At 33.3% G+C, this 19,789-nt stretch carries 15 protein-coding genes; 13 read left to right on the plus strand and 2 right to left on the minus strand.

The features are described 5' to 3' along the window. Positions 1-27: 27 nt before the first annotated feature. The 7 genes from csaB to QO263_RS07115 all read left to right on the plus strand — a co-directional run bounded on the left by csaB (position 28) and on the right by QO263_RS07115 (position 7,702). A complete protein-coding gene (gene csaB / locus QO263_RS07085) occupies positions 28-1,125 on the plus strand; it encodes a polysaccharide pyruvyl transferase CsaB (protein ID WP_285628116.1) in 1,098 nt (365 codons plus the stop codon). Between the two features lie 4 nt (positions 1,126-1,129). Next, positions 1,130-1,891: a WecB/TagA/CpsF family glycosyltransferase gene (locus QO263_RS07090; protein ID WP_285628119.1), complete on the plus strand. Its 762-nt coding sequence runs from the start codon at positions 1,130-1,132 to the stop codon at positions 1,889-1,891. Positions 1,892-1,929: 38 nt separating this feature from the next. Further along, positions 1,930-2,799 carry a YitT family protein gene (locus tag QO263_RS07095; protein ID WP_285628122.1) on the plus strand — a complete coding sequence of 290 codons (870 nt, stop codon included), beginning with the start codon at positions 1,930-1,932 and terminating at the stop codon, positions 2,797-2,799. Positions 2,800-2,809: 10 nt separating this feature from the next. Next, positions 2,810-3,622 (plus strand): transketolase, encoded by an 813-nt coding sequence (locus tag QO263_RS07100; RefSeq protein ID WP_285628125.1) that lies wholly within the window; start codon positions 2,810-2,812, stop codon positions 3,620-3,622. After that, positions 3,622-4,563, plus strand: a complete 942-nt coding sequence (locus QO263_RS07105) for a transketolase family protein (protein WP_285628127.1) — start codon at positions 3,622-3,624, stop codon at positions 4,561-4,563. Before QO263_RS07100 ends, QO263_RS07105 begins: the two co-directional genes overlap by 1 nt. A 143-nt stretch (positions 4,564-4,706) precedes the next feature. Then, positions 4,707-5,147, plus strand: coding sequence for a protease complex subunit PrcB family protein (locus QO263_RS07110; protein WP_285628130.1), 441 nt, complete (start codon positions 4,707-4,709; stop codon positions 5,145-5,147). A gap of 179 nt (positions 5,148-5,326) precedes the next feature. Beyond that, the gene (locus QO263_RS07115) at positions 5,327-7,702 is read left to right on the plus strand and encodes a Lon protease family protein (protein WP_285628132.1); all 2,376 of its coding nucleotides are present in this window, start codon (positions 5,327-5,329) and stop codon (positions 7,700-7,702) included. 228 nt (positions 7,703-7,930) lie between these two features. Here QO263_RS07115 and QO263_RS07120 read toward each other — a convergent pair whose 3' ends face one another. Then, entirely contained in the window at positions 7,931-8,506 is a 576-nt protein-coding gene (locus QO263_RS07120; protein ID WP_285628135.1) for a 5-formyltetrahydrofolate cyclo-ligase, read from the minus strand. A 343-nt stretch (positions 8,507-8,849) separates the two neighbouring features. On the opposite strand from QO263_RS07120, the gene ftsE reads away from it, so the two are divergent. The 4 genes from ftsE to QO263_RS07140 all read left to right on the plus strand — a co-directional run bounded on the left by ftsE (position 8,850) and on the right by QO263_RS07140 (position 13,032). Further along, on the plus strand, positions 8,850-9,536 hold the full coding sequence (gene ftsE, locus QO263_RS07125) for a cell division ATP-binding protein FtsE (protein WP_285628138.1): 687 nt from the start codon (positions 8,850-8,852) through the stop codon (positions 9,534-9,536). Continuing rightward, positions 9,526-10,437 (plus strand): permease-like cell division protein FtsX, encoded by a 912-nt coding sequence (ftsX, locus tag QO263_RS07130; RefSeq protein WP_285628140.1) that lies wholly within the window; start codon positions 9,526-9,528, stop codon positions 10,435-10,437. The genes ftsE and ftsX overlap by 11 nt, the downstream gene beginning before the upstream one ends. Positions 10,438-10,455: 18 nt before the next feature. Next, positions 10,456-11,580: a murein hydrolase activator EnvC family protein gene (locus QO263_RS07135; protein WP_285628143.1), complete on the plus strand. Its 1,125-nt coding sequence runs from the start codon at positions 10,456-10,458 to the stop codon at positions 11,578-11,580. 228 nt (positions 11,581-11,808) lie between these two features. Next, a complete protein-coding gene (locus QO263_RS07140) occupies positions 11,809-13,032 on the plus strand; it encodes a S41 family peptidase (RefSeq protein ID WP_285628146.1) in 1,224 nt (407 codons plus the stop codon). A gap of 109 nt (positions 13,033-13,141) precedes the next feature. Here QO263_RS07140 and QO263_RS07145 read toward each other — a convergent pair whose 3' ends face one another. Continuing rightward, positions 13,142-14,728, minus strand: coding sequence for a hypothetical protein (locus QO263_RS07145; protein ID WP_285628148.1), 1,587 nt, complete (start codon positions 14,726-14,728; stop codon positions 13,142-13,144). A 220-nt stretch (positions 14,729-14,948) separates the two neighbouring features. On the opposite strand from QO263_RS07145, the gene uvrB reads away from it, so the two are divergent. Further along, a complete protein-coding gene (uvrB, locus tag QO263_RS07150) occupies positions 14,949-16,922 on the plus strand; it encodes an excinuclease ABC subunit UvrB (protein WP_285628150.1) in 1,974 nt (657 codons plus the stop codon). 28 nt (positions 16,923-16,950) lie between these two features. After that, positions 16,951-19,776 (plus strand): excinuclease ABC subunit UvrA, encoded by a 2,826-nt coding sequence (gene uvrA / locus QO263_RS07155; protein ID WP_285628152.1) that lies wholly within the window; start codon positions 16,951-16,953, stop codon positions 19,774-19,776. The last annotated feature ends 13 nt before the right edge of the window (positions 19,777-19,789 follow it).

The raw sequence follows: 19,789 nt of genomic DNA on the forward strand, positions 1-19,789 counted from the left end.
CAAAATCGCATTGAAGGGGTCAAAAGTATGGGAAAATCAGTTATAGTATCTGGCTATTATGGCTTTGATAATAGTGGCGACGATGCAATACTTAAAGCAATAGTAAAAGATTTAAAAAAGATGGATAGCAAAATAGAAATTTCTGCACTTTCAAACAATCCTAAGAGCACAGAGGAGACTTATGGGATTAAAGCTTTTAAACGCTTAAATGTATTTGAAGTGCTTAAGGGAATAAGCTCTTCTGATATGCTTATAAGTGGAGGAGGGAGTCTATTACAGGATGTTACCAGTACTAGATCCATACTCTATTATCTATCTGTCATTAGTATTGCCAAAATGTTCAACAAACCTGTTGTTGTATATGCCAATGGAATAGGTCCCATAAATAAAAAGCTGAACAGAACTCTTACAAAAAGAATATTGAACAAGGTGGAACTTATAACCCTAAGAGACTTTAATTCTAAAAAGACTTTAGAGGAAATAGGCGTCCATAGTAATATGGTAGTGACATCAGATCCTGTTTTTACCCTTGAGCCTTCTAGCAGGGATAGAGTTAACAGTATATTTGAAGAGGAAGGAATACCTACTGATAAACCCCTAATAGGGATATCCGTGAGAAGCTGGAAAAATTCAAACAACCTTATTGATGTTGTATCTAAAGCAATAGGATATATAGACAGTAGTTATAATGTAAAAACTATTCTCATTCCTATGCATTATCCAGAGGATTTAGAAATAAGTTTAAAAATAGCTAAAAACTCTAATAGTCCTAATTGCTATGTAATAAAAAATAAGTACGGTGTTGAAGATATGATGGGCATAATAAATAGACTTGAATTGATTATAGCAATGAGACTTCACTCGCTAATATACGCAGCTACACAAGCAGTACCTATGATAGGGCTTGTGTATGATCCTAAAGTAGATGGATTGCTAGAAATGCTCAATATAGATGAAAAATGCAATGCAGAAAAAGTCGAACTTGTGGAATTATGCTCATTAATTGAAAGAGTTTGGAATAATAAAGAGAGTATCAAAAGCTCTTTAACAGATATAAAAAAGGAATTAAAAGAAAAAGCACTTGATAATGTTAGAATGGCACTTGAGATTCTTAGGAGCAGGTGAAAATATGAGAGATAAAATAAGTATATTAGGCGTAAATATCGACAAACTTACATTAAAGGATGCGGAGGAAAGAGTAAAATCCTTTTTAAATAGCAATAACATAAATACAATATATACACCTAATACTGAAATAGTTATGGAAGCAAGAAAAGATAAAAAATTCAAAGAACTATTGAATGAAGGAGATTTAGTTATTCCAGATGGTATAGGGTTAGTTTATGCAGCTAAAATAAAGAGAAAACCTCTGCTTGGAAGAGTTACTGGTGTTGATTTGTCTACAAGCATACTGAGAATAGCTAATGAAAATAAAAATAGTATTTTTCTTGTGGGTGGTAAGCCTGGTGTAGCTGATAAAGCTTGTGAAAATATAAAAAAAGAGTATCCAAATATAAATGTTGTAGGAAGCCATCATGGATATTTCAAAGGTACACATACAGGATATAAGGGACATGAAGAAGAAACTGAAGTAATCAATAAAATAAATGAATTAAAACCAGATATTGTGTTCGTAGGCTTTGGCGCACCAAAGCAAGAAAAATGGATAAATGAGAATAAAGATAAATTAAAATGTAAAGTTATCATAGGAAATGGTGGAACCGTTGACATTTTAGCAGGGACTGTGAAGAAGACACCTGAGATTTATCAAAGATTAGGACTTGAATGGCTATATAGACTTATGAAAAACCCTAAAAGGATAAAAAGACAGATGGTATTACCGCTATTTGTTTTAATTGTGCTTTTCTCTAGGGATGAGGTTGTAAGGTAGGAGTTAATTGTCTATAGGCATCATAAGGAGGAAAAAGTGTGGAAAAGACAAAAAAATATTGGTATAGGCATTTCATTGAATATGCTGGAGTTACTCTGGGTACCTTTATAATGGCACTTGCTATCAATTTTTTCTTAGAGCCTAATACTATTGCACCAGGAGGAGTAACAGGACTTGGAATAATTCTGCAAAAACTAACTAATGGGCTCATTACAGTTTGGGCTACAAACCTTATAGTGAATATACCATTATTTATAGCTGGAGTTATGATATTAGGAAAATCCTTTGGTGCTAAAACATTATATGGAACCTTTGTACTTTCATTTTTTCTATGGATTGTTCCACAAACAAGTGCTACCCATGATTTGCTTCTGTCCTCTGTTTTTGGCGGAGTCATACTTGGAGTAGGCTTAGGTATAGTTTTCAAAGCTGGTGGGACAACAGGGGGCACAGATTTAGCCGGTGCAATAATGAATAGATTTTTTCCAGGACTTAGTACAGCTACACATATGATGATAGTTGATATGATAGTTGTTGCTAGCTCTGGTATACTAAATAAGAGAATAGATATACCTCTATATTCGGTTATTGCATTATACATATTAGTAAGAGTTATTGATATAATACTCGAAGGCTTTAGCTATGATAAGGCTTTTTTTATCATATCTAATGAGCCAGAAAAAATAGGGAAAACTATATTAGAGGAGCTTGACAGAGGAGTGACTATATTAAAAGGAAAAGGTCTATACTCTGGTCTAGAGAAAGATGTCCTTTTATGTGTTGTAAATAGAGCACAGATGGCAAAAGTAAAGGAGATAATAAGCTCCGTTGATAAAAGAGCTTTTATCATGATTACAGATATGCATGAAGTAATAGGAGAAGGCTTTAAAGAAATAAAAACAGAATAGGAGGTTCAAAGTGAAAGATTTTAAGGAAATAGCAAATACACTTAGAAAAGATATTATTATGATGACACATGGAGCTAAATCAGGCCATCCAGGAGGATCATTATCTGCATGTGAAATATTGACAGCGCTTTATTTTAAAGAAATGAGGATAGACCCTAATAATCCAAAATGGGAGGATAGAGATAGGTTTGTACTTTCGAAAGGCCATGCAACACCTGTTTTATATGCCACTCTTTCTGAAAGAGGATTTTTCCCTAAAGAAGAACTGACAAAGTTTAGAAAAATTGACTCTATGCTACAAGGTCATCCTGATATGAAAGGTATTCCAGGAGTAGATATGTCTACTGGTTCCCTTGGTCAAGGACTTGCAGCTGCAAATGGTATGGCATTATCAGCTAAGCTTGATAATAAAGAATATAGAGTCTATGCTTTAATTGGTGATGGTGAGATTCAGGAAGGAATCATATGGGAGGCTGCAATGCTTGCTTCACATTATAAGCTTGACAATCTTACTGTATTTTTAGATCATAATGGATTGCAAATTGATGGACTTAATAAGGATGTAATGAATGTAGAGCCAATAGATAAGAAGTTTGAGGCCTTTGGCTGGAATGTACTTGCAATAGATGGACATGACTTTGAACAGATTTTTGATGCACTAGAAAAAAGTAAAAAGGTAAAAGGTAAGCCAACTTTAATTATAGCTAAAACAGTTAAAGGTAAGGGAGTTTCATTTATGGAAAATCAAGCAAGCTGGCATGGAACTGCACCAAATGCAGAACAAGCACAAAAAGCATTTGCTGAGCTTGGAGGTGAGATGTAATGACTACAATGATGGCTACAAGAGATGCATATGGTGAAGCATTAAAAGAATTAGGCAAGCTTATTAAAGATGTAGTAGTACTAGATGCAGATCTTTCTGGTTCCACAAAAACAGGAGTCTTTGCTAAAGAGTTTCCAGAGAGATTTATCAATGTAGGTATAGCAGAGCAAAATCTAATAGCTACAGCAGCTGGATTAGCTACTACGGGAAAAATACCTTTTGCAAGCTCCTTTGCAATGTTTGCAGCAGGTAGAGCGTTTGAAATAATCAGAAACTCTGTTGCTTATCCGAAATTAAATGTTAAAATAGCGGCTACTCATGCTGGATTAACTGTTGGAGAGGATGGAGCATCTCACCAGGCACTTGAGGATATTAGTATCATGAGAACTATTCCAAATATGGTAGTTCTAAATCCTGCCGATGGAGTAGAAGCAAAGGCTGCAATCATGAAGGCAGCAGAGTATAAAGGGCCTGTATATATAAGACTAGGAAGAAGCAAGGTACCTGTTATTTTTGATGAAGCAGACTATAAATTTGAAATAGGTAAAGGTATAAAGGTAAAAGATGGTTCAGATGTAACTATAATAGCTACAGGAATAATGGTAGCTTTAGCTCTTGAGGCAGCTGAAATACTTAAAAAAGAAGGACTAGAAACGAGAGTAATAAATATCCATACCATAAAGCCTATAGATAAAGATATAATAATAGAAGCAGCAAGAGAGACAAAAGCAATAGTAACTGCTGAAGAACATAATATCATTGGCGGTTTGGGCAGTGCAGTAGCAGAAGTACTAGTAGAAAGCTACCCGACAGTTATGGAAAGAGTAGGGGTAAAAGATACATTTGGAGAATCAGGAAATGGCGATGAGCTCCTTGAAAAATACGGATTGACAGCAGAAAAAATAGTAGAAGCTGCAAGAAGGGCTATTGGAAGAAGATAAGATGATTATAATAAAAACAAACCAGTGTTGATTCAACACTGGTTTGTTTTTATTAATGTAATAATCATAAATAGGCTTCATAGCGAATAATATATAGTGAGCTACCAGGAATATATTTATATTCTAATACGAGGGGGAATTCAGTGAATAAAAAAATATTAATCTGCGCTATAATTGTTATAGTAATTTTAGGAATAATATTCATTCCAAAAATACTTAAGAACGAAGGTGAGAGTGAAGTGAAATTTAAAACACTTGAATTAAGTGAAGCACCAAAAAAAATACAGGAGTTGGTTCCAAAATACTTATATGAAGAAAGAGCTTTGGCTTGTAAAGTTGATAATGAGATATATATTATAGTAACAAGGGGAGAAAAAAGAACAGAGGGATATTCAGTCTCACTTGATAAGATAGTAAAGGTAAAAAATGAGAACAACTTTGATATCATTGCCCGAGCAAAATACAAGGATCCACAGCCAAATGAAATGGTAGGGCAAAGAATAACCTATCCAGTAGTTGTTGCAAAGGCAGAGTTAGATAAACTACCTGATAAGATTAAATTAGAAGTGGAGTATGACAAATAAAATCACCAGTCTATATAGCTGGTGATTTTTTTATCCTTTTCTGACAATTATTATGCTCCAATAGAATAGAATGTAGATACAATAGAAAATAAATCTATACGGAATATTTCATAGAAATATTTAGGGTAAAGATTGTATAAGAGTATTTTAAGATTTAGTCATTGCCAGGAGGTGAAACAGTGAAAGAAAACTATAAGGTACCCTTATCTAGGTTAAAAAGTAGCTTTGATTTAACTAAGTTTGATTTTATCTCAACTGAGCAAATAAAAATGAGTAAATATATAATAGGACAAGAACGTGGCATAAAGGCACTAAATTTTGGACTCTCAATTAAGAAAAAAGGCTACAATGTGTTTGTTTCAGGAATAGCAGGCACAGGTAGAAACAGTCATTCTTATTCCATTGCAAGGAGCTTTGCAGAAAAGAGAAATACGCCTGATGATTGGTGCTATGTATATAACTTTAAAAAACCTGAAGCTCCAGTAGCCATAAGATTAAAGCCTGGTGAAGGAATCATATTTAAGAAAAAAATGAAAGATTTTATAGATAAGTTAAAAATAGAAATAGCAAAATCATTTAGCTCAAAGGAATATGATGACAAAAAGAGTGAGGTTTTACATTACTACCAGAAAAAAATTGAAGATATAATAGATGAACTAAATAGTATGGCAAAAGAGCATAATTTTATTTTTAGGCAGACAGAAAAAGGTCTACTAAGCATACCTCTCATAGAAGGTAGGCCTATGAAAGAAAGTGAAATAGAGGATTTATCTGAAGAAGAGATCGCAGACATTAGAAAAAACTCTACACAGTTAATATCTAAAGCATTTGATATAGTTAAAGAAATTAGACAGGTAGAAGAAGAACTGAGACATAAAATGAAGAAATTAAATGAAGAAACGGCTCTTGAGGTTGTAGATTTTTATTCTGCCAGTATTGAAGCATTATTCAATGAAAATAATGCAGTTGTGAATTATATCAATGAGGTAAAGCAGAGCATCATTGAGAATATAGATAAATTTACGGAAGAAGAAAGTAGCGAGCTTCAAACACTATTAAATAGGGGAAATAAAAGTGAGGATTTTTGCACTAGATATGAGATAAATCTATTTATAGACAAGAGCAGTGAAAAAGGAGCACCTGTAATAAGAGAGGCAAATCCAACCTATTATAATCTATTAGGGAAAATAGAATATGTAAATGAACATGGAATGTTAAAAACTGACCATACTAGAATAAGACCTGGGGCTATACATGAAGCAAATGGAGGATATTTGATAATACAGGCTAAAGATATATTGATTAATCCTGGAGCATGGGAAGGCCTAAAAAGAGCCATTATTACCGAAGAAGCCAGAATTGAGAACATAGGAAAAGAAAGTATACTCCCAGAGACAATTACCCCAGAACCAATACCCTTAGACTTGAAAGTCATTATCATAGGAGATAATTACACATATCAATTACTTTATATCTATGATGATGATTTTAAAAAACTATTTAGAATTAGAGCAGATTTTGATATAGAAATGGATAGAAATGAAGAAAATGTAGGAAAGATTATCTCATTTATTGCACATCACTGTGATGAGGAAGGCTTAAAGCCATTTCATAAAGGAGCCATAGGAAGAGTGTTAGAGCATGGCTCTAGATTAGCAGAGCATCAAAACAAACTTACTACAAGGTTTAATGAAATGGTTGAAATAATGTATGAGGCAGATACTTGGGCTGATTATGATACCAGTAGTATAGTTTTAGAAAAGCATGTCAATAAAGCTATAGATGAAAGAATTTACCGCAATAATAAATACGAAGAGAAGCTGCAGGAGCTCATAGCAGAAGGAACTATATTAATAAATACATCTGGATATAAGGTTGGAGAGATAAATGGCTTATCAGTTATGGGTTCAGGTCAATATTCCTTTGGCAGACCTAACAAGATAACTGTAACCACATATGCAGGAAAGGATGGAATCATAAATATAGAGAGAGAAGTAAATATAAGCGGCAGTAGTCACGATAAAGGAGTCATGATACTAAGCGGATACCTAGGAGAGAAATTTGCAACCAAATATCCATTATCCTTATCAGCTAGTATAACTTTTGAACAATCCTATGGAATCATAGATGGAGATAGTGCATCCAGCACAGAGCTATATGCCCTCTTATCCAGTCTTTCGGATATCCCAATTAACCAAGGGATAGCAGTCACTGGTTCAGTAAATCAAAAAGGAATGATACAGCCAATAGGAGGAGTAAATGAAAAAATAGAGGGATATTTTAAAATATGCAAGTTAAAAGGCCTTACAGGAGAAGAAGGGGTCATCATCCCATATCAGAACATAGATAATCTGATGCTCAGCGATGAAGTAATAGAAGCAGTTAATGATGGAAAATTCTCCATATATGCTATAAAGACAATAGACGAAGGCATAGAAATATTAACAGGAGTAAAATCAGGAATAAGAGACGAAGATGGTAATTTTGAAGAGGATACAGTTAGTTATTTAGTACAGAAAAAATTAGATAGATATGCAAAGGCGAGGAAGAAATGAAAAATTAGATCCTTCGCAACATCAATATTTATCTGAAAGACATTAGATAGAAATTCTTTTAGGATGATATTTTTATTGCACTTACTTTTTTGAAACCACCAGTAAAAAAACCATTTACTGGTGTATTTTTTGAAAACAATTAATTGTATCAATTATTATATTTAGCAGACAAGGGGACGTTTAGAGACCACTGAAAAAGTGGTCTCTAAACGTCCCCTTGTCTTAAAATTATTCGGAAGCTTTTATAATTTCATTCTCAGTGATTATATAATCCACAGGAACATCATATCTGCCTTCTCTAACATGAGGCACCATTTGAAGTTCAAAAGCCAATGCGATTTTAGGGACGGATTTATGAATTCTAGTTAAAAACCTATCGTAATATCCCCCACCATAACCTATTCTATATCCACGTCTATCAAAGGCCACACCAGGCATTAAAACCAAGTCAATTAATTCTGGATTAACCTCTCTTATAAATTCCTTTTTAGGCTCAAGTATACCATATGTACCAGCTTCAAGCTCTTTGTCATAGTCAAGCAGCTGAGATAAAATCAACTGTCTTGTTTCGACAACACTTATAGGTATGATTATATTCTTACCTTCCTTTAAAGATGTCTTAATAATTTCCTCAGTCTTGACTTCATTTCTAAAATCAATATAACACATTATGTAATTTGAGCTTTTATACTTATCAGTTGAGAACAGTAGTTTTGAAATAGCAGTACTTTTTTCAATAAGCTCCTCCTTGGATAAGGATTTTCTTTTACTTAGTATTTCACTTCTCAATGATTTTTTGTCCATTCCAATTCCTCCAAATCAAATAATCCACTAGTTTAATTATACAAGAAGCTACAATATAATGACATTATTTTTATCATTTAGGAGACAAAAAAATTAACATGGTAGGTTTTACCTCTAGAAATAGTACTGAAATAAACTATAAAATAGTTAATAGGATACATAAGTAGACAGGAAATGAAGGAAAAACCACATATTATAGCTTATTATGCTAATATATAAAAAATAAATACAAATTAATCAATATAGTATAAATTGCCTACAAAAAATCCAAATAAAATAGAGGAATTGTTTAAAATGTGTCGAATATGAAATTAATAGGGCTGAATAGACGGGAGTGATACGGTTGATAAAATACGTAAATGTTAGCAAAGAATACGGTAACGGCTCTAAGGCTTTAGAAAATATAAATATAAGCATAGAAAAAGGAGAATTTGTTTTTATAGTTGGCTCCAGTGGAGCAGGCAAATCTACCTTGATGAAGCTTTTATTAAAGGAGATAGAGCCTACGGAGGGAAAGATTTTTCTTAATAAATTGGACATAACGAAAGTTAAAAATAGAAGGATACCATATATTAGAAGGAATCTTGGGATAGTTTTTCAAGATTTCAGACTTTTACCTAATAAAACTGTTTATGAAAATGTAGCTTTTGCCATGGAAATAGTAGGAGCATCTGCTAAGGAGATACGGAGACAGGTACCAATGATGCTCAGTATGGTAGGGCTTAGCGATAAGGCTCACAACTACCCAAATCAACTTTCAGGAGGAGAGCACCAAAGAGTGGCTATTGCCAGAGCAATAGTTAACAATCCTTCTGTTCTTATTGCAGACGAGCCTACAGGAAATCTAGATCCAGATACTGCTTGGGAAATAATGAAATTGATAAAGGAGATAAATAGGAGAGGAACTACTGTAGTCATGGCTACACACGCCAAGGAAATAGTTAATATGATGAAGAGAAGAGTCATAGCATTGGAAGCAGGAAGAGTAATTAGAGATGAGCAGAAGGGTGTGTATTACCATGAAGATTAGAACCTTTACTAATATAATCAAGCAAGGATTTATTGGAATGTGGAGAAACAGAACCATGAGCGTTGCTTCAATTGGCTCTGTAGGTGCTACATTGACTATATTAGGGATAATCCTGATACTCATTTTAAATATAAATACTGCCACTAACATAGCAAAACAGCAGTTTGATGAAGTGCAGGTATTCTTGGAGAAAGGCCTTACACCAGAAGAAATAGAAAAAGTCGGACAGGCTATCAATGATTGTGATGGAGTAAGCTCAGTAATATTTCAATCAAAAGAACAAGCTCTTGGAATAATGAAGGAAGAGTGGGGAGATAAAGGATATTTATTAGAAGGCTTTGAAGAAAGCCCCTTACCTGACACGTATATTATTCAGTTGGAAGCTATTGAGTATGCTAACCCAGTTGTTAAGCAGTTAAATGATCTTAAAATAAATGGACTTAAGGGTATAGAAGAAATTAAGTATTATAAAGACATAGTAGAGAAAATAATGTCAGTAGCTAACTTTATTAGAATCGGTGGGTTAGTAGTCATTGGAATTTTAGTGTTTATATCTGTGTTTATTATATCTAACACAGTAAAGATAACCGTTGCAGCAAGGAAAAGAGAAATAGGTATCATGAAATATGTTGGAGCTACAAATGGATTTATCAGAGGACCCTTTATGGTAGAAGGAGTGCTTCTTGGACTAGTAGGTACAACAATATCCATATTAATCACATTTTATGGATACAAATATATAGTTAATGCGTTAAATGAAAGATTGTATGTTTTATTTACTGTTTATATGATACCACCACAAGTGATGATAAATGATATAGCTATTATTTTCATTGCCATAGGTGTGGGAATAGGTCTATTAGGCAGTATAATCTCACTTAAAAGATTTTTAAATGTATAGCAAAGGGGGGTAACGTATTTGAAAAAGAGAATTTTGTATACTTTATTAGCCGTATTTATTTTTGTAAATAGTACGGTAGCATATGCTAACCTAGATAATCTTAACAAAGAATATAAAAATACTCAAAACAAATTGAAACAGATTGAAGCAGAAAAAAAAGAAAATAAAAAGAAAATGGATTATACTAATAAAGAGATAGCTAGGTTAGACAAACAGGTAGACCAGACTAATAGTGAGCTTGAGGAAATAAATAAGCAATTAAAAGATTTAAATGACAAAATCGAAACCACAAAAAATAACCTAAAAGAGGCAGAAAATAATTTAGCAGAGAAAAAAGATACATTAAACTCTAGACTGAGAGTAATGTATAAAAATGGAACTGTAGGTTATCTTGAAGTTCTCCTTGGTGCCAAAAACATTAGAGACTTTATGACTAGAATAGATATGATAAAAAGCATAACTAATCATGACGTGGATATGCTTAAGTATATTAAGGACCAAAGAGACACTATCGAGCAGAATAAAGTTGCTCTTGAAGCACAGCAAAGTTCTGTAGAAATAGCTAAGAGAAATATGGAGGTTAAGAAAAAGGATCTTCAAATAGCTACTAGGGCAAAAGAAGATCTGATGAAAGATTTAGTAAAAGAGCATAAATCTTTAGAGCAGGCAGAGGATAAATTCCTTGCTGAAGCAAAAGCGCTAGATGAAAAAATCAAGAAAAGTCAAAGCAGCGCCGAATATGTAGGTGGCGAGATGATGTGGCCTGTACCAGGTAATACTATAATCAACTCATATTTTGGGTATAGGATACATCCGATATTAAAGACGAACAAATTCCATACAGGTATAGATATTAAAGCTTCTACAGGCACACCTGTAAAAGCTGCTAATGGTGGAACAATACAGTTTGCTGGTACATTGGGTAGCTATGGAAAGTGTGTAATTATAGACCACGGTGGTAAAAAGGCAACTTTGTATGCACATAACTCTTCTCTTTTAGTAAAAGTAGGGGATAAAGTAAAAAAAGGAGATACTATATCCAAGGTAGGAAGCACAGGCATGTCAACTGGACCACATTTACATTTTGAAGTAAGAATAAATGGAACTTATGTAGATCCAATACCATATGTAAAAGGGAAATAAGGGCAGTAAATGCCCTTTTTTTTTAAGAATCTGTAGTAAAATTTTCCAAATTTATTTCTGATCAATGTCTTACGAGCAGAATTTAATGGCACTCTAATTAATGTTTTTGGACAGAAATAAATGTTGCGAAGGATTTTAAAGTATATTTTGATAAGTTAAGTGCATAATGGTATAATGTTTACATGAATTTAATAAAATAGATAACATAATGTTTATAGAGGTGACAATATGATTTCTAAAAGGAAGGCAGCTATAGGTGCAATTTTGCTGATTTTAATAACTAGTATGTCTACATTTGTAATTAGCAATATGGTGCAGATTCCCATCAAAGAAAAAGTAATTATTACGAAGAGTGAATATAATGACCTTGTTAGTGTTTATAGAAAGTATTCAAAAAACATGCTTTTAGAAGATTTTATAAAGGAATATTATTTAAAAGATGTAGATGAAAGTACTTTATTGGAAGGACAGTTAAAAGGACTTTTTGCTTCCGTGGAAGACCCTTATTCAGTATATATGTCAAAGGACGAGTTTAAGAGCTTTATGGAGCATACTATGGGAGTATTTGGAGGCATCGGAATATATGTGGCTCCAGGAGAGGATAATCTAATAACTGTAGTATCCCCCATAGAGGATACACCTGGGGAAAGAGCAGGTATAAAGCCTGGAGATAAGATAATAAAAGTAAATGGCAAGGAATTTACAGCAGATAAAATGGATGAAGCCGTTAAGCTTATGAAGGGTGAGCCCGGTACAAATATTACAATAACTATCAGAAGAGATATAGATGGTAAACCTGAAATTTTTGATAAAATTATTACAAGAGAAGAAATTAGAGTAAAAACTATAAAAGCTAGCATGCTAGAAAATGATATTGGATATATAAGGATAACTTCATTTGACGAATTAACTCATAAAGACTTTGCTGCTAATTTAAAGGCATTGAAAAATAAGGGCATTAAAGGTTTAATAATAGATTTAAGAAATAATCCAGGTGGGCTTTTAGATGTTTCTGCTAAAATAGCAGATGAGCTTATGGGAGAGGGAACTATAGTATATACAGAAACAAAGAAAAAAGAGAGAGAATATCTAAAATCAGATAAAAAAATGCTGGGACTTCCATTGGCTGTTATAGTAAATGAAGGCAGTGCAAGTGCATCCGAAGTACTATCAGGAGCAATTCAAGATACAAAGGTAGGTACTATAGTAGGGACGACTACATTTGGAAAGGGAATAGTTCAAAGGATAAAAGAACTTTCTGATGGTTCAGGCTTTAAAATAACCGTATCAGAATACTTTACTCCTAATGGACGAAACATTCAAGGCATAGGAATAACACCTGATTTTGTAGTTGAGATACCAGAAAATGTTGAAGTGATAGGAGTAGAAAATCTTAAGCAGGATACACAGCTTCAAAAGGCAATTGAGATAATAGAGGATAAAATAAAATAATAGCATGTATGTCATTCTAGAAAGTTAGGATATATGAACTTTTACCGTAGAAATAAGTCCTCGAAGAAAGTATAAGCAATATAACAGTAGAATATAAAAAAAGGATAGCTTAGCTATCCTTTTCGTATTCTATGAGCCTATCAAAGTTAATCCCATATATAAAGTTTGAATCAGAATTTTCAGCAGATGGAACGACATTGAAAAATGCTGTGTTTAAGCTGGGACTATAAAATATATTTTTATCTAAAACCTGACCTAATAGAGTAGATTCATTATCCTTTAGATTATGTAGGTATGCAGAATAATCAGTAGATGAGTTGTTTTTACTAATTATCAAAATATTTCCCTCATCAATAACAACGAACTTTCTTACATCTAAGTCAACAATTAACCTTTCGTCATGTTCTTTTAAATCATACATATATAATTCAAATTTATCTTCTTTTTCTGGATTTTTAGTATACACTAATTCATCTTCACTGATAAACTCACAACTAAATCCATAATCTATTTTCTTCAATCTTTTTTTATTTTCTTTTATGTAGATATTTGACACATCTTTATTATCATTTTTTTCAACAAACGCAAATATATCATCATAAGCATCAAAGCTGGTAACATTTACTCCTACGTTAAAAAGAACCTCTTGTTCATTTTTTTCTATATCAAATAATATTAGTGATGATTTGTTATCCTCGTCATTATTTACTCCATAAAGTAGATTATTATCCTTCCATTCAATATTCCAAGTGTGCTTATAATCCATTGGAGTAATCTTTTGTATTAGTTTGCTGTCTAAGTCTACAATATACAGATCCGAAAGCTTACCATTATGTTCGATAACTGCTAGCTTTTTAAAATCAGGACTAAACTTAGCTGAATAGACATAATTATGCGTAGAATATACTTTTTGTTTTTCTAAACTATTGATATCATATAGCCAGATATTTTCTGTATCAGAATTTTCTACAGATTCTTTCTGAACATAGGCTATTAGATTATCCTTAGCAAAATCTAATATTTTTCCTTTATCTATTGTGTCTGATAATAGGATTGGCTTTGCTTCAATGAGTTCACCGTTATTTGAGTCTACCTTTGCTTTAAGCATATATATAGGACTGCTTGGATTGTCCTTTACAAAAGTATTATTTAGTTTTATATTCCATATGTATTTGTCATTTTCTTTAATAAGGCTTACACTTGGCATAGTATTGTTAGTGTATTTTAATTGAGTAAATATCTTATTAAGAACTTGTGACTTGTCAAATTTCAACTCAATAGGAGTATAATTAGTAGGCACTATATTAAATTTTAAATCATTTAAGTCTGAATCCTCTATATCCATAATTTCAAGTGTAAACTGTGGAACTACTATATCTGTTTTTCCCCAATCCCTTTTTATTGATGTGAATATATTTATTTCATTATTCACTCTGGATATGCTATCAATGCTAGCCATTGAGCATTCTACGACTCCTAAATTTACCAAGAAAAATCTACCTCGTTCTTTTCCAAGAACCTCTACATTTGGCATAATAGATTGAAAACCCTTTGATAAAATAGTTTTATCTACCTTATAGTCAATATTTGTTTCAACAGCAGTAGAAATGCTTGAGTCAGTTGATGATACATCATTCTTAGCTGTGCAAGCTGTCAACGCTAATACCATTGATAAATATAATATCTGCTTCTTCATTGAAAATTCCCTCCCAGCACTACAATTATATATTCCACACTAAAATTGAATAACCTGCCTAAATAAATAAAAATCTTTTTAAATACACAATATTTTTTTCGTATATTGACTTATATAGAGACAAAATATATAATTAAAACGAACAAATGTTCCAAGACATACTATCTTGTAAATATTTTTTGTGATATATATTATTATTATCACTAATTGAGGTGATATTGTGAATAAATTTAAAATAAAATCTGAATTTAAACCTACTGGCGATCAGCCAAAAGCCATTGAAAAGTTAGTTTATGGAATAAACAGCAACCTTATGCATCAAACACTTCTAGGTGTAACAGGATCTGGAAAAACCTTCACTATGGCAAATATTATTGAAAAAACTCAAAAACCAACTCTTGTAATAGCCCACAATAAAACATTAGCAGCCCAGCTTACAAGTGAATTCAAGGAGTTTTTTCCTGATAATGCTGTAGAATATTTTGTGAGCTATTATGATTATTACCAACCTGAAGCTTATGTACCCCATACTGACACATATATTGAAAAAGATGCATCGATAAATGATGAAATAGATAAACTAAGGCACTCTGCTACTGCTGCTTTATTTGAAAGAAGAGATGTAATAATAGTAGCCAGTGTATCCTGTATATACGGATTAGGAGACCCTATTGATTATGAAAATCTGGTTTTGTCATTAAGACCAGGCATGATAAAGGATAGAGATGAGATAATAAGAAAGCTTGTGGATATACAGTATGAAAGAAATGATATTAACTTTGTAAGGGGAACCTTTAGGGTTAGAGGAGATGTAGTAGAGATATTCCCTGCATCTTCAAATGAAAATGCTATTAGAGTTGAATTGTTTGGAGACGAAGTAGAAAGATTAACTGAAGTTAATGCCCTAACAGGAGAAATCATTGGGACAAGAAGCCATATCTCCATATTTCCTGCCTCTCACTACGCTACAAGTCCTGAGAAAATTGAAAGGGCAATAAAAAGCATTGAAGAAGAGCTAGAAGAGAGACTAAAGGAATTGGCAATGGAGGATAAGCTTCTTGAAGCTCAAAGATTAAAGCAAAGGACAATGTATGACATCGAAATGCTAAGAGAAATGGGATTCTGCCAGGGAATAGAAAACTATTCAAGACATATTAGTGCTAGGCCGCCTGGAAGCAAACCATATACATTATTAGACTATTTTCCAGATGATTTCCTTATATTCATTGATGAATCTCATGTAACCATTCCTCAGATTAGAGGAATGTATGCAGGAGATAAGTCTAGAAAGACTACATTGGTGGATTATGGATTTAGGCTTCCATCTGCACTAGATAATAGACCTCTTCAATTTGATGAATTTGAGAAGCATATAAATCAGGCTGTATATGTAAGTGCTACTCCCGGACCTTATGAGCTGGAGCATTCTCAACAGATTGTGGAGCAAATTATCAGACCTACAGGACTGCTAGATCCAGAAGTTGAAGTTAGGTCCACAAAGAATCAGATAGATAATCTAGTTAAAGAGATAAATAGTAGAGCAGCTAAAAATGAAAGAGTTTTAGTAACTACTTTAACTAAAAAGATGTCAGAGGATTTGACCAATTATTTTAAAGAAATAGGAATAAAGGTTACTTATTTGCATTCAGATATTAAGACGATTGAAAGAATGGAAATAATAAGAGATCTTAGAGTAGGTAAATTCGATGTTTTAGTAGGAATTAACCTGTTAAGAGAAGGTCTAGATTTACCCGAAGTTTCTTTAGTTGCCATATTAGATGCAGATAAAGAAGGATTTTTAAGATCTGAAACATCAATGGTACAGACAATCGGAAGAGCAGCTAGAAATTCAGAGGGTAAGGTTATAATGTATGCGGACAGCATTACAAACTCAATGAGAAAGGCTATTGACGAAACTAATAGAAGAAGATATTTACAAATTGGACATAACAAAGAACACAATATTATTCCTCAAACAATTAAAAAAGGAATTAGAGATGTTATAGAGGCTACAAAGGTTGCAGAAGACCATGAAAGATATGGATATGATAGTGAAAAAGAAATGAACAGAGATGAACTAACGGCTCTTATGAAAAACCTTGAAATTGAAATGTTTGAGGCTGCCGAAAATCTACAGTTTGAGAGAGCTGCAGAATTAAGAGATAAAATCAGCGAGTTGAAAAAGAAAATATAAATACTCAGATAAAAGACGAGGTGCAAACATGTTAAAGGACAAAATAATAATAAGAGGAGCCAAAGAACATAATCTAAAGAATATCAGTATAGAACTCCCAAGAAATAAATTCATTGTACTAACAGGACTAAGTGGTTCTGGGAAATCCTCTCTTGCATTTGACACCATATACGCAGAAGGACAACGAAGATATGTAGAAAGCCTTTCTGCTTATGCTAGGCAGTTTTTAGGGCAAATGGAAAAGCCAGATGTAGAATATATAGAAGGGTTATCACCTGCTATATCAATAGATCAAAAGACAACGAGCAAAAATCCAAGATCTACAGTTGGAACGGTAACAGAGATTTATGACTATTTAAGACTTTTATATGCTAGGGTAGGTACACCACATTGCTATAAATGTGGAAAGGAGATTTCTTCCCAAACTATTGACCAAATGGTAGATCAAATATTATCCCTTGAGGAGAAAACCAAGATTCAACTACTTTCGCCAATTGTCAGAGGACGTAAGGGAGAGCATCAAAAAGTACTGGAAGGAATAAGAAAGGAAGGCTTTGTCAGGGTTAGAGTAGATGGAGAAGTGATGGAAATAACCGATGACATAAAACTAGAGAAAAATAAAAAGCATTCCATAGAGGTAATAGTAGATAGAATAATAGTGAAGGAAGGAATAGAGCAGAGACTGACAGATTCTCTTGAGACTGCCCTAAAGCTTTCCGACGGACTTGTAATAGTAGATGTAATGGAGAAAGAAGAGTTGCTTTTTAGTCAAAAGCTTTCATGTCCAGACTGTGGAATAGGAATAGACGAATTAGCACCAAGAGTATTTTCATTTAACAGTCCTTTTGGAATGTGTCCAACCTGTAATGGCTTAGGAAGTTATATGAAAATAGACCCTGAACTAATTATTCCTAATAAAAATATATCGATTAACCAAGGAGCTATAGCACCTTATTCTAATACATCTGATGACACATATTACTTTAAAATGTTCAAGGCTATAGCGGACTATCATGGATTTAGTCTAGATGCCCCTATTGGAGATGCTCCTAAGGGACTAATAGATGATATACTTTATGGAACGGATGGAAGAGAAGTAGAGTTTGAATTTGATAGCAGATTTGGTGGATGGAGAACCTATAAGGCACCCTTTGAAGGAGTAATTCCTAATCTAGAGAGAAGATATGGAGAAACAAACTCTGATTATATGAGAGATAAAATAGAAGGCTTTATGAGTATTATTCCATGTCCTGACTGTGGTGGAGCTAGACTAAAACCAGAGGCTCTTGCAGTAACAGTTGGAGGACTTAACATCTCTGAATATACTAATATGTCAGTTAGACAAGCAATAGAATTTATTAATGATCTAAAGCTTACTGAAATGCAAGAAAAGATTGCTCATCAAGTATTAAAGGAAATAAGAGAAAGGCTAAGGTTTCTTGTGGATGTGGGGTTAGACTATCTTACATTATCAAGAAATGCAGGAACTCTTTCTGGTGGAGAATCACAGAGAATTAGACTGGCAACTCAAATTGGTTCAAGTCTAGTTGGAGTTCTTTATGTACTAGATGAGCCTAGTATTGGATTGCATCAAAGAGATAATGATAGGCTATTAAAAACCCTTCGAAATCTTACAGATTTAGGGAATACATTGATAGTAGTAGAGCATGACGAAGATACTATGTATTGTGCTGACCATATAGTAGATATAGGACCAGGTGCAGGCGTTCATGGTGGATATGTAATAGCAGAGGGAACTCTTGATGATATTAAAAATTGTGAAGAATCTATTACTGGACAATATTTAAGCGGTAAAAAGAAAATAGAAATTCCTAAGAAGAGAAGAAAGCCAAATGGAAAATGGGTTGAAATAATAGGTGCAGCAGAAAACAATTTAAAGAATATAGATGTAAAGATTCCTTTAGGAGTATTTACTTCTATAACCGGAGTGTCAGGCTCTGGTAAAAGTACTTTAGTTAACGAAATACTATACAAAAGCTTAGCACAGGAGTTGCACAATTCTAAAAACAGACCTGGAAAACACAAGGCAATTCTTGGAACTCAACATATAGACAAGATTATTGACATTGACCAATCGCCTATAGGAAGGACTCCAAGGTCGAACCCTGCAACTTATACAGGAGTTTTTGATCAAATTAGGGATATATTTGCCATGACTCCAGAGGCTAAGACCAGAGGTTATAGTAAAGGAAGATTTAGCTTTAACGTAAAGGGAGGAAGATGTGAAGCCTGCAAGGGAGATGGTATACTAAAAATAGAGATGCATTTCCTTCCAGATGTATATGTTCCGTGTGAGGTATGTAAAGGCAAGAGATATAATAGAGAAACTTTACAGGTAAAATATAAAGGAAAAACCATATCAGATATATTAGATATGACTGTAGAGGAAGCTATGGACTTTTTCGACAGCATACCAAGTATAAAGAGGAAGATAGAGACTATGTATGAAGTAGGCTTAGGCTATATAAAGCTTGGCCAGCCGTCAACACAGCTTTCAGGTGGAGAGGCACAGAGAGTTAAGCTAGCTACAGAGCTTAGCAAGAGAAGTACAGGTAAAACCTTGTATATACTTGATGAACCTACAACAGGACTTCATATAGCAGATATACACAAGCTTATAAAAGTGTTAAACAAGCTAGTTGATGCTGGAAATGCTGTAGTAGTCATAGAGCACAATTTAGATGTGATAAAAACCTCAGATTATATAATTGATTTAGGTCCAGAAGGTGGGGACAAGGGTGGTACAATAATAGCTCAAGGAACACCAGAAGAAATATGCAAGGTTAAAGAGTCTTATACTGGACATTTCTTGAAAAAAGTATTAGAAAAATAGAATATTTGAATAA

It is taken from the genome of Proteiniborus sp. MB09-C3 (assembly GCF_030263895.1).
Taxonomy (GTDB): Bacteria; Bacillota; Clostridia; order Tissierellales; family Proteiniboraceae; genus Proteiniborus.

Coding starts and splice junctions, on each gene's coding strand:
- QO263_RS07120 (WP_285628135.1), bottom strand. CDS start 8,506: ATGGACAAAAAATCATTGAGAAGTGAAATACTAAGTAAAAGAAAATCC.
- QO263_RS07105 (WP_285628127.1), top strand. CDS start 3,622: ATGACTACAATGATGGCTACAAGAGATGCATATGGTGAAGCATTAAAA.
- csaB (WP_285628116.1), top strand. CDS start 28: ATGGGAAAATCAGTTATAGTATCTGGCTATTATGGCTTTGATAATAGT.
- QO263_RS07090 (WP_285628119.1), top strand. CDS start 1,130: ATGAGAGATAAAATAAGTATATTAGGCGTAAATATCGACAAACTTACA.
- QO263_RS07140 (WP_285628146.1), top strand. CDS start 11,809: ATGATTTCTAAAAGGAAGGCAGCTATAGGTGCAATTTTGCTGATTTTA.
- QO263_RS07145 (WP_285628148.1), bottom strand. CDS start 14,728: ATGAAGAAGCAGATATTATATTTATCAATGGTATTAGCGTTGACAGCT.
- ftsX (WP_285628140.1), top strand. CDS start 9,526: ATGAAGATTAGAACCTTTACTAATATAATCAAGCAAGGATTTATTGGA.
- uvrA (WP_285628152.1), top strand. CDS start 16,951: ATGTTAAAGGACAAAATAATAATAAGAGGAGCCAAAGAACATAATCTA.